The organism is Escherichia sp. KTE52 (assembly GCF_000408325.1).
GTDB classification, from domain to species: Bacteria; Pseudomonadota; Gammaproteobacteria; order Enterobacterales; family Enterobacteriaceae; genus Escherichia; species Escherichia marmotae.
This window is the reverse complement of sequence record NZ_KE138677.1, coordinates 901,798-917,799: the sequence shown is the minus strand read 5'-3', so window position 1 is coordinate 917,799 and position 16,002 is coordinate 901,798. Positions and strand designations below refer to the sequence as shown.

Annotated in this window: 15 protein-coding genes; 7 read left to right on the top strand and 8 right to left on the bottom strand. The window is 51.2% G+C overall.

Annotated elements, in window-relative coordinates; genetic code table 11:
* Nucleotides 1-27 precede the first annotated feature (27 nt).
* From ppx to purM, 4 genes are all read right to left on the bottom strand, one after another.
* Nucleotides 28-1,569 carry an exopolyphosphatase gene (ppx, locus tag A1SC_RS12745; protein WP_016249066.1) on the bottom strand — a complete coding sequence of 514 codons (1,542 nt, stop codon included), beginning with the start codon at nt 1,567-1,569 and terminating at the stop codon, nt 28-30.
* Between the two features lie 4 nt (nt 1,570-1,573).
* Nucleotides 1,574-3,640 (bottom strand): polyphosphate kinase 1, encoded by a 2,067-nt coding sequence (ppk1, locus tag A1SC_RS12750; RefSeq protein WP_001516868.1) that lies wholly within the window; start codon nt 3,638-3,640, stop codon nt 1,574-1,576.
* A gap of 171 nt (nt 3,641-3,811) precedes the next feature.
* On the bottom strand, nt 3,812-4,450 hold the full coding sequence (purN, locus tag A1SC_RS12755; protein ID WP_016262252.1) for a phosphoribosylglycinamide formyltransferase: 639 nt from the start codon (nt 4,448-4,450) through the stop codon (nt 3,812-3,814).
* Nucleotides 4,450-5,487: a phosphoribosylformylglycinamidine cyclo-ligase gene (gene purM / locus A1SC_RS12760; protein WP_001516867.1), complete on the bottom strand. Its 1,038-nt coding sequence runs from the start codon at nt 5,485-5,487 to the stop codon at nt 4,450-4,452. Before purM ends, purN begins: the two co-directional genes overlap by 1 nt.
* Before the next feature lie 325 nt (nt 5,488-5,812).
* Between purM and upp the strand changes: the two genes are divergently transcribed.
* The 3 genes from upp (at nt 5,813) to A1SC_RS12775 (ending at nt 8,611) form a co-directional block, all read left to right on the top strand.
* Nucleotides 5,813-6,439 (top strand): uracil phosphoribosyltransferase, encoded by a 627-nt coding sequence (gene upp / locus A1SC_RS12765; RefSeq protein ID WP_001295473.1) that lies wholly within the window; start codon nt 5,813-5,815, stop codon nt 6,437-6,439.
* Nucleotides 6,440-6,524: 85 nt separating this feature from the next.
* The gene (gene uraA, locus A1SC_RS12770; RefSeq protein WP_010378964.1) at nt 6,525-7,814 is read left to right on the top strand and encodes a uracil permease; all 1,290 of its coding nucleotides are present in this window, start codon (nt 6,525-6,527) and stop codon (nt 7,812-7,814) included.
* Between the two features lie 95 nt (nt 7,815-7,909).
* A complete protein-coding gene (locus A1SC_RS12775; protein WP_001307333.1) occupies nt 7,910-8,611 on the top strand; it encodes a DnaA inactivator Hda in 702 nt (233 codons plus the stop codon).
* A gap of 137 nt (nt 8,612-8,748) precedes the next feature.
* Here the strand turns inward: A1SC_RS12775 and arsC are convergent, their stop codons facing one another.
* Both arsC and bepA read right to left on the bottom strand, forming a co-directional pair.
* Nucleotides 8,749-9,108, bottom strand: coding sequence for an arsenate reductase (glutaredoxin) (gene arsC / locus A1SC_RS12780; RefSeq protein ID WP_000166463.1), 360 nt, complete (start codon nt 9,106-9,108; stop codon nt 8,749-8,751).
* A 20-nt stretch (nt 9,109-9,128) separates the two neighbouring features.
* The gene (gene bepA, locus A1SC_RS12785) at nt 9,129-10,592 is read right to left on the bottom strand and encodes a beta-barrel assembly-enhancing protease (RefSeq protein WP_000489687.1); all 1,464 of its coding nucleotides are present in this window, start codon (nt 10,590-10,592) and stop codon (nt 9,129-9,131) included.
* 213 nt (nt 10,593-10,805) lie between these two features.
* Between bepA and A1SC_RS12790 the strand changes: the two genes are divergently transcribed.
* A complete protein-coding gene (locus tag A1SC_RS12790; protein WP_016262251.1) occupies nt 10,806-11,867 on the top strand; it encodes an AI-2E family transporter in 1,062 nt (353 codons plus the stop codon).
* Nucleotides 11,868-11,932: 65 nt separating this feature from the next.
* Here A1SC_RS12790 and bcp read toward each other — a convergent pair whose 3' ends face one another.
* Together bcp and A1SC_RS12800 are read right to left on the bottom strand one after the other, a co-directional pair.
* Nucleotides 11,933-12,403: a thioredoxin-dependent thiol peroxidase gene (bcp, locus tag A1SC_RS12795; RefSeq protein WP_001068673.1), complete on the bottom strand. Its 471-nt coding sequence runs from the start codon at nt 12,401-12,403 to the stop codon at nt 11,933-11,935.
* A complete protein-coding gene (locus A1SC_RS12800) occupies nt 12,403-12,975 on the bottom strand; it encodes a glycine cleavage system transcriptional repressor (protein WP_024214600.1) in 573 nt (190 codons plus the stop codon). Before A1SC_RS12800 ends, bcp begins: the two co-directional genes overlap by 1 nt.
* Nucleotides 12,976-13,121: 146 nt before the next feature.
* Here A1SC_RS12800 and dapA point away from each other — a divergent pair, with 146 nt between their 5' ends.
* The 3 genes from dapA to purC all read left to right on the top strand — a co-directional run bounded on the left by dapA (nt 13,122) and on the right by purC (nt 15,977).
* Nucleotides 13,122-14,000, top strand: coding sequence for a 4-hydroxy-tetrahydrodipicolinate synthase (gene dapA, locus A1SC_RS12805; RefSeq protein ID WP_001516863.1), 879 nt, complete (start codon nt 13,122-13,124; stop codon nt 13,998-14,000).
* 16 nt (nt 14,001-14,016) lie between these two features.
* Entirely contained in the window at nt 14,017-15,051 is a 1,035-nt protein-coding gene (bamC, locus tag A1SC_RS12810; protein ID WP_001516862.1) for an outer membrane protein assembly factor BamC, read from the top strand.
* 212 nt (nt 15,052-15,263) lie between these two features.
* Entirely contained in the window at nt 15,264-15,977 is a 714-nt protein-coding gene (gene purC, locus A1SC_RS12815) for a phosphoribosylaminoimidazolesuccinocarboxamide synthase (protein ID WP_001516861.1), read from the top strand.
* The last annotated feature ends 25 nt before the right edge of the window (nt 15,978-16,002 follow it).

Here is a 16,002-nt window from a genome sequence, read left to right as displayed (position 1 = left end):
AACATGTTGGCCCGTTTTCATTTCATCTTAAGCCGCGATTTCAGGCGTGCTTTCTTCTTCAATTTTTAACCGCCAGCCAGCCACGCCTTCCCAGTATTCTTGCTCTTTTTCCAGATCAAGCAGAACCAGCGCGTTCTGGCTAAACCAGTCATGCGGAAAACGCAGAGTCCAGTGGCTGTCATCGGTAATCAGCGTTAATGTCGGTGGGGTAGTGGTTGCCTGACGTTGGTTGTTTAGCAATACGCCAAGGCGCAATAGCTGGATTAAGGGCAGAAACTGCTTCTTCTTAAACAGCGTAAAGCGCGGCAGATCGTCGAGCTTAATCGCTTTACGGTGATAGCGTACCAGCGTCGCCATCATCAATTGTTGTTCCTGATTAAAACCCGGTAAGTCGCTGTTTTGCAGGATATAGGCCGAATGGCGATGCAATCCGCTATGGTTGATATTTAACCCGACCTCATGCAGCATGGCGGCCCAGCGTAGCAAGGCTTCCAGTTGCGGATGCGCCAGCTTCGGTTGTTGTTTCCGCCACTGTTCGTACATCTGCATGGTGGTTTCCAGCACCCGCCGTGCCTGTTCACTGTCAATGTGATACTGGTTGGCGAGGCTGCTGGCGGTACGACTACGTACATCCTGATGGCGAAAACGGCCTTCCATTTCATAAAGTACGCCTTCGCGTAGCGCACCGTCAGAAAGCCGCAGTTCACGGATAGCTAAGGCATCAAACACACCGCATAAAATTGCCAGTCCAGGGACAAATACGGTTTTCCGTTCTTCGGAAAGGCCCGGTAAACTAAGCGATGCAAAATTACGATGGCGTAAAACTTCTTTCACCAGTTTTTCGAGACGTTCCGGGGTAATAATCCCGTCTTTCTCGCCCATTTCCATCAACACTTCATGGGCGGCTTTAATGGTGCCGGAAGCGCCCATTGCCACGTTCCAGCCCTGAATCCGGAATTGCCAGGTTAAGGTTTCCAGTTTTTGCGCCGCTGCCATGCGTGCGCGCTGAAAATTCTCTTTATTGATGACGCCACCCTGGAAATAAAGCTGGGCAAAGCTGACGCAACCCATTCGGCGGCTTTCCACGAGAATGGGTTCAAAATTTTCGCCAATCACCAGTTCCGTTGAGCCGCCGCCAATATCAATAACCAGCTTGCGGCCTTTTTCCGGTTGGGTATGCTCCACGCCCATAAAAATCAGACGTGCTTCTTCATTACCGGAGATAATTTCAATCGGGTAGGGGATAACCTTTTCTGCTCGCTTCAGAAAGTCAGTGGCATTCAGCGCCTGACGTAGCGTATGGGTCCCAACAATACAGACGCTGGAAGGAGAAAATCCTTGCAGGCGTTCGGCAAACAGCGACAGGCAGTTTAAGCCGCGCGTCATTGCTTCTTCACTCAACATATTATCTGGCCCCAGACCGTCCGCCAGATGCACACGCTGTTTCAGGCGACCAATAATCTGCATTGCGCCATCCACCACACGGGCAATGACCATGTGGAAACTGTTTGAACCAAGGTCGACCGCAGCAAACTCCTGTGGACGAGGGGATTTGTCGTGTATTGGCATAGGGTTATTCAGATTGTTCGAGTGATTTGATGTAGTCGTAAATCGCCAACTGCGCCCGTACTTTGCGGCGGTTACCGCGGGGAACGTAGCGATTACTGAGTTCTTTATCGATATAACGCGCTTTGACTGTATCGCTGAACAGAATTTCGATGATGTCCAGTACCCGCTGCTTCAGCCGTGGGTCGAGCAGTGGCGTTGCCACTTCAATACGATAATCAATATTGCGTGTCATCCAGTCGGCGGAGGACAGGTAAACCTTTTTATCGCCGCCATTTTCAAAAATATAAACCCGGTCATGTTCCAGGTAACGATCGACAATGCTGATAGCACGGATGTTATCGCTAATGCCTTCCAGATTAGGGATCAGTGAACACATCCCACGCACCAGCAGATTCACCGGCACGCCGGAGCTGGAGGCCGCATACAGACGATCAACCAGACCTTTATCGACCAGGTTATTCAATTTCAGGGTAATACCGCTGGGTAGCCCTTGTTGAGCATTGGCGATCTCGCGGTCTACCATTTCATACAGCAGGCGACGAGAGTTTTGCGGTGACACCATTAAATAATCGAATGTTACGGGACGGTATGGATTTTCAATAAAATTGAACACTCGCCGTACTTCGTTGGTGATACGCGCATCGGCAGTCAGCAGCGAGTAGTCGGTATAAAGGCGCGCCGTTTTTTCGTTAAAGTTCCCGGTTCCGATATGCGCATAACGCACAACTTCGCCGTTTTCTTTACGCGAAATCAGGAATAATTTGGCGTGAATCTTCAGCCCCGGGGCAGAGAAGATCACATGTACTCCCGCTTCGGTAAGCCGCTTCGCCCAATGAATGTTAGCTTCTTCGTCGAAACGTGCCTGTAACTCAACCACCACGGTGACTTTCTTACCGTTGTGCGCGGCGTGGATCATCGAGTCGATGATGCGCGAATCTTTCGCCACGCGGTAAATGTTAATTTTAATCGCCAGTACGCTTGGGTCGAACGAGGCCTGGCGTAGCAGTTCCAGCACGTGCTCAAAAGTGTGATAAGGATAATAGAGCAGCACATCGTGTTCGCGAATGGCGTCAAAACCGTTGCGGAACTGGGCTTTATCAAACCATATATGACGTAAACGCGGCAGTGGTTTGTTCACCAGATTGGCTTTGCCGACATTGGGGAAATTAATAAAGTCTTTAAAATTGTGATAACGGCCGCCGGGTACGATGGAGTCGTAGCGGGAGATGGTCAGTTTCTCACGCAACACTTCAACCAGCGCACTGGGCATATCGCGTTGATAAACAAAACGTACCGGTTCTGCGGTTAAGCGCTGCTTCAGGCTGGAAGACATCAACTCCATCAGGCTGGCTTCCATCTCGTGCACTAAATCGTATTCGGCATCGCGGGTCATCTTCATCGAATAGGCATTCAGCGCGTCGTAATCAAAGAAGCCTTTGAAAATATCATCAAGGCAGTAACGCAGAATGTTATCCAACAGAATCATTGGCTTGCGTCGACGCGGTGCTTCCGGCGGTAAATTCACAAAGCGCGGCACTTTATCTGATGGGATCTCCAGCAGCGCGTAACGGATGGTATCGCCACGGATAATTTCCACCGCCAGATAGGTGTAATCATCTTTCAGGAACTGCACTAAATCAGTGTCAGCATTGATTAAAATCGGCGTAATGTGCTGACGCAGATACTGCTTAAAGTAATGACGCAGCCAGTTTTGTTGATTGACGGAGAGCTGGCGTTCATTAATCAGGAAGATCTGGTTACGCGCCATCTCCAGCAGCAGTTCGTTGTAGAGACCGTCGAATTCCTGATCGGCTTTCAGCACGCGGGACTGAATTTTGCCCAGTAAATGGCGGGAATGAGAGTTGGAACCTTGTTCTTCGCTAATAATGATGCGTCGCTTCAGTTCAGCGAAGCGGACTTTATAGAACTCATCAAGGTTATTGGAATAGATCCCAAGGAAACGCATCCTTTCAATCAGCGGGTTAGATTTGTCCGCCGCTTCCTGAAGCACGCGTTCATTGAACGATAACCAACTGAGCTCTTTTTCGATGTATAGCTTTTCCTGACCCATTACCACTTTTACTCCGTTTTATTCACGGGACACTGCCTGGATATTATGGCGAGCAATATTGGCAGATGTCCAACTATGCCAGAAAAGGGGGAAAAAAACTGCTGGAGCTTGCGATTTACAAGGGAATTGAAAAGCGCCAACGGTAGAGCTGACGCTTTAACTACGGGGGCATTACTCGTCGGCGGCGTAACCCTGCGGCGGCAGGCGTTGACCATCCAGCCACGCGGCGTTTTCGTGCATCTTCAGACGCCCATCGGCAAACCAGCTAATTACCAGTGGGTAAATAGCGTGTTCCTGGGTTTGCACGCGGGCGATGATTTCATCTTCCGTATCACCTGCAAATACCGGGACTTTTGCCTGTAAAACAATCGGTCCGCCGTCCAGTTCATCGGTGACGAAATGCACCGATGTGCCGTGTTCCTCATCACCATTTTCCAGCGCCTGGCGATGGGTATGCAAACCGGGATATTTTGGTAGTAGGGAAGGGTGGATGTTCAACAAACGCCCGGTGTAGTGAGAAACAAACGTCGGGCTGAGAATGCGCATAAAACCGGCCAGCACGACCACGTCGGGTGCGTACATGTCGATTTCGTGAATCAACTCCCGGTCATAGGCTTCACGACTGTCAAACGCGCTGGCGATGAGCGTATGTGTTGCAATACCGGCTTTGCGGGCGCGTTCAAGGCCGAACGCGTCGGCCTTATTGCTGAAAACTGCCCGTAGGGTGCCTTTAATTTTGTTGGTTTTGCAGGCGTCAATAATTGCCTGCAAATTACTTCCGTTGCCGGAAATAAGCACCACAATATTCATTATTCTATAACCACGCGTTGTTCGGAATCAGAGGCTTTGATGATACCGATTTTCCACGCGTTTTCACCGTTGTCATTGAGCAGGGCGAGAGCTTTGTCCACTTCCGGAGCCGGCAGGGCGATAATCATCCCGACGCCGCAGTTGAAGGTGCGATACATTTCATGGCGGCTGACATTGCCTGCCGTTTGCAGCCAGTTGAATACTTCCGGCCATTGCCAGGAGGATTCATCAATCACTGCCTGGGTATTTTCCGGCAATACGCGCGGAATATTTTCCCAAAAGCCGCCACCGGTCAGATGCGCAATGGCGTGCACATCCACTTTTTCGATCAACTCCAGTACCGATTTCACATAAATACGGGTTGGGGCCAGCAGATGATCGGCTAATGGTTTGCCGTCGAGTTCAGTGGTTTGCGGATCGCAGCCACTGACTTCAAGAATTTTGCGTACCAGCGAATAGCCGTTCGAGTGCGGGCCGCTGGAGCCGAGAGCAATCAGCACATCGCCGTCGCTGACTTTCGAACCGTCGATGATTTCTGATTTTTCTACCACCCCAACACAGAAACCAGCTACGTCATAATCTTCGCCGTGATACATCCCCGGCATCTCTGCCGTTTCGCCACCCACTAGCGAGCAGCCCGATTGCAGACACCCTTCCGCGATGCCGCTGATCACCGATGAGGCAGTATCAACATCCAGTTTTCCGGTTGCGTAATAGTCGAGGAAAAACAGCGGTTCAGCGCCTTGCACCACCAGGTCGTTAACGCACATGGCGACCAGATCGATACCGATAGTGTCGTGACGTTTTAAGTCCATCGCCAGACGCAGCTTGGTGCCTACGCCGTCAGTGCCGGAAACCAACACGGGTTCGCGATATTTTTGCGGCAGCGCACACAACGCACCGAAGCCGCCCAGACCGCCCATCACTTCCGGGCGACGCGTTTTCTTCACTACGCCTTTGATTCTTCCAACCAGAGCATTACCCGCGTCAATATCAACACCGGCATCTTTGTAGCTAAGAGAGGTTTTATCGGTCACTGCTTGGGTCCCCACGCGTTACTTGCGGTAGAAAAATAAAATTCGGCGCAATTCTAACAGGGAAAGCAAACGTTTGCGAGACTGCTTTACACAACCTTTTTTACCCCCCTTTTTGCTGAGCGAGAGGTGAAAAAATGCGCGTGCAGAGGCAACGAATGATTTATTGCCAGGATAATTATCTTTTTTAACTATTTGAATGTTAAATGTATTTATCTAAATTTTCTATGGGTTTGACTAAAATCAACGAAAATAATATTGCCGCCTTGAAGAAAGGCGGTATAATCCGTCGATTTTTTTTGTGGCTGCCCCTCAAAGGAGAAAGAGTATGAAGATCGTGGAAGTCAAACACCCACTCGTCAAACACAAGCTGGGACTGATGCGTGAGCAAGATATCAGCACCAAGCGCTTTCGCGAACTCGCTTCCGAAGTGGGTAGCCTGCTGACTTACGAAGCGACCGCTGACCTCGAAACTGAAAAAGTAACCATCGAAGGCTGGAACGGCCCGGTGGAAATCGACCAAATTAAAGGTAAAAAAATTACCGTAGTGCCGATTCTGCGTGCCGGTCTGGGGATGATGGACGGCGTTCTGGAAAACGTTCCGAGTGCGCGTATCAGCGTAGTCGGTATGTACCGTAATGAAGAAACACTGGAGCCGGTGCCGTACTTCCAGAAACTGGTGTCTAACATCGATGAGCGTATGGCGCTGATCGTTGACCCAATGCTGGCAACCGGTGGTTCAGTTATCGCCACCATTGACCTACTGAAAAAAGCAGGTTGCAGCAGCATTAAAGTGTTGGTGCTGGTGGCAGCTCCAGAAGGCATCGCTGCGCTGGAAAAAGCGCACCCGGACGTTGAGCTTTATACCGCATCGATTGACCAGGGGCTGAATGAGCACGGATACATTATTCCGGGTCTCGGTGATGCCGGTGACAAAATCTTTGGTACAAAATAAAGAATAAAAATAATTAAAGCCGACTTTAAGAGTCGGCTTTTTTTTGAGTAAAGCGCCTATAACACATAATACAGAGGAATATACTATGACGCGCCGTGCTATCGGGGTGAGTGAAAGACCGCCACTTTTACAGACAATCCCGCTTAGTTTGCAACATTTGTTCGCCATGTTTGGTGCAACCGTCCTGGTGCCCGTCTTATTTCATATTAACCCGGCGACCGTACTGCTATTTAACGGTATCGGAACGCTACTGTATCTCTTCATTTGTAAAGGCAAAATCCCGGCTTATCTCGGTTCCAGCTTTGCCTTTATTTCTCCAGTATTGTTACTGTTGCCGTTGGGTTATGAAGTCGCGTTGGGCGGCTTTATTATGTGCGGCGTGCTGTTCTGCCTGGTTTCTTTTATTGTGAAGAAAGCGGGAACCGGCTGGCTGGACGTCCTGTTTCCGCCCGCAGCAATGGGCGCGATCGTTGCCGTCATCGGTCTGGAGCTGGCAGGCGTAGCTGCCGGTATGGCTGGCTTACTCCCGACTGAAGGGCAAACGCCAGATTCCAAAACCGTCATCATTTCTATTACCACCCTGGCAGTCACGGTTTTAGGTTCCGTGCTGTTCCGTGGTTTCCTGGCGATTATCCCGATTTTGATTGGCGTGCTGGTGGGTTATGCGCTCTCCTTTGCGATGGGGATCGTCGATACCACGCCGATTATTAACGCTCACTGGTTTGCACTGCCAACCCTTTATACACCGCGCTTCGAGTGGTTTGCTATTCTGACTATTCTGCCAGCGGCGCTGGTGGTGATTGCCGAACACGTGGGGCATCTGGTCGTAACGGCTAACATTGTGAAGAAAGATCTGCTGCGCGATCCGGGCCTGCATCGTTCGATGTTCGCTAACGGTCTGTCGACCGTGATCTCCGGTTTCTTTGGTTCCACACCAAACACCACCTACGGGGAAAACATCGGTGTTATGGCGATCACCCGCGTATACAGTACATGGGTAATCGGCGGCGCGGCGATTTTCGCCATCCTGCTTTCCTGCGTTGGTAAACTGGCTGCCGCTATCCAGATGATCCCTCTGCCGGTGATGGGCGGCGTTTCACTGCTGCTTTACGGCGTGATTGGTGCTTCTGGTATTCGTGTGCTGATTGAATCGAAAGTGGATTACAACAAAGCTCAGAACCTGATCCTGACTTCTGTTATTTTGATCATCGGCGTCAGTGGCGCGAAGGTAAACATCGGCGCGGCGGAGCTGAAAGGCATGGCGCTGGCGACTATCGTCGGTATCGGCTTAAGCTTGATCTTCAAACTGATTAGCGTGCTGCGCCCTGAAGAAGTGGTGCTGGACGCAGAAGACGCGGATATAACAGATAAATAATGTACAGACCGGGCAGTGTTGCTGCCCGGTTCAAACATAATGGAATTCTGTGGTAAACTTCTCGCGATTTTGTGGAATCCCTGGTTGAGGTATCTCTGAACACACCGGCACAGCTCTCTTTGCCACTTTATCTTCCTGACGACGAAACCTTTGCAAGTTTCTGGCCGGGGGATAACTCCTCTCTACTGGCCGCGCTGCAAAATGTGCTGCGTCAGGAACATAGCGGTTACATTTATCTCTGGGCACGCGAAGGCGCGGGGCGCAGCCATCTGCTGCACGCGGCTTGCGCGGAATTGTCGCAGCGTGGCGATGCGGTGGGTTATGTCCCGCTGGATAAACGCACCTGGTTTGTCCCGGAAGTGCTCGACGGTATGGAGCATTTGTCGCTGGTCTGCATCGACAATATTGAGTGTATTGCTGGCGATGAGTTGTGGGAGATGGCGATTTTCGATCTCTACAATCGGATTCTGGAGTCGGGCAAAACGCGGTTGTTGATCACCGGCGATCGCCCTCCGCGCCAGTTGAATCTGGGATTACCTGATCTCGCGTCTCGTCTCGACTGGGGGCAGATCTACAAATTGCAGCCGCTTTCTGATGAAGATAAGTTGCAGGCGCTACAGTTACGTGCTCGTTTGCGTGGTTTTGAACTGCCGGAAGATGTGGGACGTTTCTTGCTGAAGCGACTCGACAGAGAGATGCGCACGCTATTTATGACGTTGGATCAGTTGGATCGCGCGTCTATTACCGCGCAACGTAAGTTGACCATTCCGTTTGTGAAAGAGATTTTGAAGCTGTAAACGGGACGTTTATTGTCGGATGCGGCGCGAGCGCCTTATCCGACCTACTCGAATCAAGTTCATTGTATTTGTAGGCCGGATAAGACTCGTCAAGCGTCGCATCCGGCAATATGCCTTAGCTACCGAAGGGGTACATCTTAACCCACGATTTCCAGCACCTGCTCCGGCGGACGACCAATGCGCGCTTTGCCATTCGCGACCACAATCGGGCGTTCCATCAGCTTCGGATTCTCTACCATCGCCTGAATCAGCGCCTCTTCGCTAAGCGAACTGTCAGCCAGATTCAGCTCTTTATAAAGATCCTCTTTCTGGCGCATTAATTCACGGGCGCTGTTCATCCCCAGCATGTTCAGCAAATCACGCAGCGTTGCCGCATCAGCGGGGGTTTCAAGGTAGAGCACTACTTCAGGCTCTACGCCGTTTTCTTTCAGCAAGTTCAGCGTTTCACGGCTCTTTGAACAGCGCGGGTTATGGTAGATTTTTACCTGTTTGGTCATTGTTCTTCCTTTAATGCGAATTACATCTTGGTATAAGGCTTAAAGCGTTCCTGCAACTGGCGCAACTGGTCAATACGCGCATCATAGCGGGCCTGTTGCAGACTGCCTAATTTCACCTGCGAACTGGCGCTACTCAATAAGGAAATGGCCTGATCGAGTCGCCCGGCGAGCGCATAACCTTCTGCTCGCGCAGCCAGTTCCTGATCGCGGTTATTTAGCGCGGCCTCCGCCTGTGCCAGTAAATCCCAGCCATTAATGTCATCTTTATTATTAAAGGTGTAGCGATTCAGAATATTGGCCGCTTCCTGTGGTTGACCACCTTGCAAATAAGCATTCGCCAGGTTGAGCTGCAACACCGGATTGGTGCGTAAATCTCGAGCATTTTTCAGCCGATTGATCGCGTCATTGGCTTTGTTTTGCCCAAGGTCGATATCGGTTGCCAGATCGAGAAACCATGCATTCGTTGGTTCTGCCGTCAGTAATGGCTGAAGCGTTTTCCGCGCCTCGTCGTATTTATTGGCTTCCATCGCCTGCAAAGCACGACCATACTGCGCCGCGCGCTGCTGGCGGACGTTACCTTTCGCCCATTCATCCAGTAAATCGCTGGTGAGCTGGTTACGCCCGGAATTGTACATCCCCAGTGTGCGAGCTTTCGCCAGATAGAAATCTTCTGACGATTGCACCACCATCGGGCGCATCTGATTAGCACGGTTACGGGCATCTGCCAGACGGCTTTCCGGTAACGGGTGCGTCAGCAAAATTTCTGGCGGACGCGAAGAGTAGCGCGCCTGATCGAGCAATTTTTCGAGGAAAGTCGGCATCGCCTGCGGATCGAACCCCGAGCGTTGCAGCACCTGGATACCAATACGGTCTGCTTCCTGTTCGTTTTGCTGAGTGAAACTGATCATCCCCTGGCGTGTTCCCGCCAGCGTACCGGTCAGCGCCGCCATCCCCGCCTGCGGGCTGGCCATCGCCAGTAAAATAGAACCTAGCGCGCCAACCCAGGTCAGTGGTGCGCTACGCTGCTGATCTTCCATTGCTCGCGCCAGGTGACGTTGGGTGACGTGGGAGATTTCGTGCGCCATAACCGAAGCCAACTGGCTTTCGTTATCGGAATAACGGAACAGGGCAGAGTGCAGCACCACGTTGCCGCCAAAGAAAGCAAAGGCGTTAATTTCGTCGTTATTGATCAGAAAGAAATGGAACGGCGTCTTCACTGAGTTGGCATGTGAAACCAGGCGCATCCCCAACGAATTAATATATTGTGTTAACAGTGGGTCATTAATTAATGGTGCGCTACCGCGTAGCTGGCGAACGTAATAGTCGCCCATCTGCATTTCCTGACCAATGGAAAGCGTGCTTCCCGCGGAGGTTCCCATATCCGGCAAGGTGTCTGTGCTGTCGGCAAACGCCGGGGCTACCTGACCGATGGTCATGGCAGCAATGAGGGTAGCAACCAGGTTTTTTTTCAACTGCCTGAACATAACCTCTGTCCTGTATTTCTGGAGAGTAGTCATTTGACCGATACTGTGAAATATCGTTCCCACCGCACTGCCTTTGAGTGTAACGACGAAGATTAGCCCACTCAAATGGCTTTTCAGTTTCCTTAATCCGTCATAAAAAGCGAAGTCTTTTTTGTGACATTTCGATACAATTGCGGATCGCAATCCCGCTCTTGAGGTTCAGGGAAGGTCTTTATGCTCGAAATGTTGATGCAATGGTATCGCCGCCGTTTTAGCGACCCGGAAGCGATTGCCTTGCTGGTTATTTTAGTTGCCGGTTTTGGCATTATCTTTTTCTTTAGTGGCCTACTCGCGCCGTTGCTGGTGGCTATTGTGCTGGCCTATTTGCTGGAATGGCCGACCGTCCGCCTACAATCTATTGGCTGTTCCCGCCGTTGGGCGACGTCGATTGTGCTGGTTCTGTTTGTTGGCATCCTGCTACTGATGGCATTCGTGGTACTGCCTATTGCCTGGCAGCAGGGTATTTACTTAATCCGCGATATGCCGGGGATGCTCAATAAACTTTCCGATTTTGCCGCCACGTTGCCGCGACGTTATCCGGCGTTGATGGATGCGGGCATCATTGATGCGATGGCCGACAACATGCGCAGTCGGATGATCACAATGGGCGATTCGGTGGTGAAAATCTCTCTCGCCTCGCTGGTGGGATTGCTGACCATTGCCGTCTATCTGGTGCTGGTGCCGCTGATGGTCTTCTTCCTGCTAAAAGACAAAGAGCAAATGCTGAATGCCGTTCGTCGGGTGCTACCACGTAACCGTGGGCTGGCAGGTCAGGTCTGGAAGGAAATGAACCAGCAAATCACCAACTACATTCGCGGTAAAGTGCTAGAGATGATCGTGGTGGGGATAGCCACCTGGCTGGGTTTTTTACTCTTCGGGCTGAACTATTCACTACTGTTGGCGGTACTGGTCGGCTTCTCGGTGCTTATCCCGTACATCGGTGCTTTTGTGGTGACTATTCCCGTAGTGGGGGTGGCGCTATTCCAGTTTGGAGCAGGCACTGAATTCTGGAGTTGCTTTGCGGTGTATCTGATTATCCAGGCGCTGGACGGTAACCTGTTAGTTCCCGTGTTGTTCTCCGAGGCGGTCAACCTGCATCCGCTGGTGATTATTTTATCGGTGGTGATCTTCGGTGGGCTGTGGGGATTCTGGGGCGTATTCTTCGCCATTCCTCTGGCGACACTAATTAAAGCGGTGATTCATGCCTGGCCCGATGGCCAAATCGCACAAGATTAACCTTCATTCCGGAATGTGAGATGTGCTGGCCGCAAGCGCAGCCAGCACGGAATGGAGCAAAGTAATCAGGCGTGTTCTTTCAGCCAGTTAATCACTACGTCGTGGTGATTGCTGGTTTTGAAATCGTCAAATACATGTTCGATTTTGCCGTCAGCGTCGATCAGGAAGCTGATGCGGTGAATACCATCGTAGGTTTTGCCCATGAAGGACTTCTCTCCCCAGACGCCGAATTGCTCGCACACCTGGTGATCCTCATCAGACAGAAGCGTAAAGTTGAGCAGCTCTTTTTCCGCGAAACGGAAGAGTTTTTCGGGTTTATCAGTGCTGATACCCAGCACATCAACACCGGCTTTTTTCAACTCATCCATGTTATCGCGTAAGCCGCAGGCCTGTACGGTACAGCCGGGGGTCATGGCTTTCGGGTAGAAATAAACCAGAACACGCTGTCCCTGGAAGTCGGCCAAATTAACTTGCTCTCCGTCTTGATCCGGCAAGCTAAATTTCGGTGCGATGTCACCGGCTTTCAGTGGATTCATTACTTAACTCCATCCTGTTCATCATGTTGGGAATAATTGACGACGCTAATACTGCCTTGCGCATTGAGTTCTGTACATAGTGCTTTGAAGGCTTGTTCAATATTTGCTGAATCCGCAGACGCCGGGCTGTGGGCTGTGATCTGAATATGTAGTTGTGCAGCGCGTTCATTTTCAGCAGGTTGCGTGCGAGACACCAGCTCCGCAATGTTCATATGGTGCGCGTCAAAAAGTGCGGTAAAGCGTTCAATTAAATGTGGTGAGTCTGCTACATCGACCTGAACCCAGACAGATGCTGGCATCGGCGGACGCGGACGAGCCGTCGTTCGCTTCATCACGATTAACAGATCCAGCTCGGCACCTTTCAACGGTAACGTTGATTCGATCAAGGTGATTGCGTTCCATGAACCGGAAAGCAGCATGATAAAAGTGAACTCTTCTCCCAGCATCGCCAGGCGACTGTCTTCAATATTACAGCCGCAACTACTGACATGACGGGTGATAGTGTTCACAATTCCGTGGCGATCGGCACCCAGAGCAGTAATCACCAGATAATGTTGCGATGACAGTGTCAAACCGGTTATTCCTTCAAGGGGGAGAGTAGCTCTTAAGGAAAGCATAAAAAAAACATGCATACAACAATCAGAACGGTTCTGTCTGCTTGCTTTTAATGCCATACCAAACGTACCATTGAGACACTTGTTTGCACAGAGGATGGCCCATGTTCACGGGAAGTATTGTCGCGATTGTTACTCCGATGGATGAAAAAGGTAATGTCTGTCGGGCTAGCTTAAAAAAACTGATTGATTATCATGTCGCCAGCGGTACTTCGGCGATTGTTTCTGTTGGCACCACTGGCGAGTCCGCTACCCTGAATCATGACGAACATGTTGATGTGGTGATGATGACGCTGGAACTGGCTGACGGGCGTATTCCGGTGATTGCCGGAACCGGCGCTAATGCTACTGCGGAAGCCATTAACCTGACACAGCGTTTCAATGACACTGGCATCGTTGGCTGCCTGACGGTAACCCCTTATTACAACCGCCCATCGCAGGAAGGTCTGTATCAGCATTTCAAAGCCATCGCTGAACATACTGACCTGCCGCAAATTCTGTATAATGTGCCGTCCCGCACTGGCTGCGATCTGCTACCAGAAACGGTCGGCCGCCTGGCGAAAGTAAAAAATATTATCGGAATCAAAGAGGCAACAGGGAACTTAACACGTGTTAACCAGATCAAAGAGCTGGTTTCAGACGATTTTGTTCTGCTGAGCGGTGATGATGCGAGCGCGCTGGACTTCATGCAATTAGGTGGTCATGGCGTTATTTCCGTTACGGCTAACGTTGCTGCGCGTGATATGGCTCAGATGTGCAAACTGGCGGCAGAAGGGTATTTTGCCGAGGCACGCCTTATTAATCAGCGTCTGATGCCATTACACAACAAACTATTTGTCGAACCCAATCCAATCCCGGTGAAATGGGCATGTAAGGAACTGGGTCTTGTGGCGACCGATACGCTGCGCCTGCCAATGACGCCAATCACCGACAATGGTCGTGAGACGGTCAGAGCGGCGCTTAAGCATGCCGGTTTGCTGTAAAGTTTAGGGAGATTTGATGGCTTACTCTGTTCAAAAGTCGCGCCTGGCGAAGGTTGCGGGTGTTTCGCTTGTTTTATTACTCGCTGCCTGTAGTTCTGACTCACGCTATAAGCGTCAGGTAAGTGGTGATGAAGCCTACCTGGAAGCAGCACCGCTTGCGGAGCTTCATGCCCCGGCAGGCATGATTTTGCCGGTGACCTCCGGTGATTATGCAATCCCGGTGACCAACGGTAGCGGTGCTGTCGGTAAGGCACTGGATATTCGTCCACCAGCCCAGCCGCTGGCGCTGGTATCTGGCGCACGTACCCAGTTCACGGGCGATACCGCTTCACTGCTGGTAGAAAATGGTCGTGGCAATACTCTGTGGCCGCAGGTGGTTAGCGTGCTGCAGGCGAAAAACTACACCATAACCCAACGCGATGATGCCGGTCAGACGCTGACCACCGATTGGGTGCAATGGAACCGTCTGGACGAAGACGAGCAGTATCGCGGCCGTTATCAAATCTCTGTTAAACCGCAGGGTTATCAGCAGGCGGTAACGGTGAAACTGCTGAACCTGGAGCAGGCGGGCAAACCGGTTGCAGACGCGGCTTCCATGCAGCGTTACAGCGCGGAGATGATGAACGTCATTTCCGCTGGCCTGGATAAATCCGTTACTGACGCGGCGAATGCAGCGCAAAATCGTGCTTCCACCACCATGGACGTACAAAGTGCTGCTGACGACACCGGTTTACCAATGCTGGTTGTTCGCGGGCCGTTCAACGTGGTTTGGCAACGTCTGCCAGCGGCGCTGGAAAAAGTGGGCATGAAAGTGACCGACAGCACCCGTTCGCAGGGCAGCATGGCCGTGACCTATAAGCCGCTGTCTGACAGCGACTGGCAGGAACTGGGCGCTCGCGATCCTGGCCTGGCATCCGGCGACTATAAACTGCAGGTCGGTGATTTAGATAACCGCAGCAGCTTACAGTTCATCGATCCGAAAGGTCATACGCTGACTCAAAGCCAAAACGACGCACTGGTATCTGTCTTCCAGGCAGCGTTTAGCAAGTAAAAATACAGGGCTGGAATCATCCGGCCCTTTTTTCTGATATGATACGCAAACGTGTGCGTCGACAGAAAAACGCAATTTTAGCGTTAATTCGCACGAAATTTGTTTGTCGGACACAGGTCGGATAAGGCGTTCACACCGCATCCGACAAAACATCTGGCACACCAGACAGCAAAAGATTTTAAAACGTTAATTCACACCCAGGAGTGATAAAGATGCAAAAGCAAGCTGAGTTGTATCGTGGTAAAGCGAAAACCGTATACAGCACGGAAAACCCGGATCTGTTGGTGCTCGAATTCCGCAATGATACGTCAGCAGGTGATGGCGCGCGCATTGAGCAGTTTGATCGCAAAGGTATGGTGAACAACAAGTTCAACTACTTCATTATGAGCAAACTGGCTGAAGCGGGTATCCCGACTCAAATGGAGCGTCTGCTCTCTGATACTGAATGTCTGGTGAAAAAGCTGGATATGGTGCCGGTTGAGTGTGTCGTACGTAACCGCGCCGCTGGCTCTCTGGTGAAACGTCTTGGAATCGAAGAAGGTATTGAGCTTAACCCGCCGCTGTTCGATCTGTTCCTGAAAAACGATGCAATGCACGACCCGATGGTTAACGAATCTTACTGCGAAACCTTTGGCTGGGTAAGCAAAGAGAACCTGGCGCGTATGAAAGAGTTGACCTACAAAGCGAACGACGTGCTGAAAAAACTGTTCGACGATGCCGGTCTGATTCTGGTCGATTTCAAGCTGGAGTTTGGTCTGTACAAAGGTGAAGTGGTACTGGGCGATGAGTTCTCCCCGGATGGCAGCCGCCTGTGGGACAAAGAAACGCTGGAGAAAATGGACAAAGACCGTTTCCGCCAGAGCCTCGGTGGCGTGATCGAAGCCTATGAAGCCGTCGCCCGCCGCCTGGGTGTAGAGCTGGACTGATTTTTTCGCTCATCATCTTGCCGTG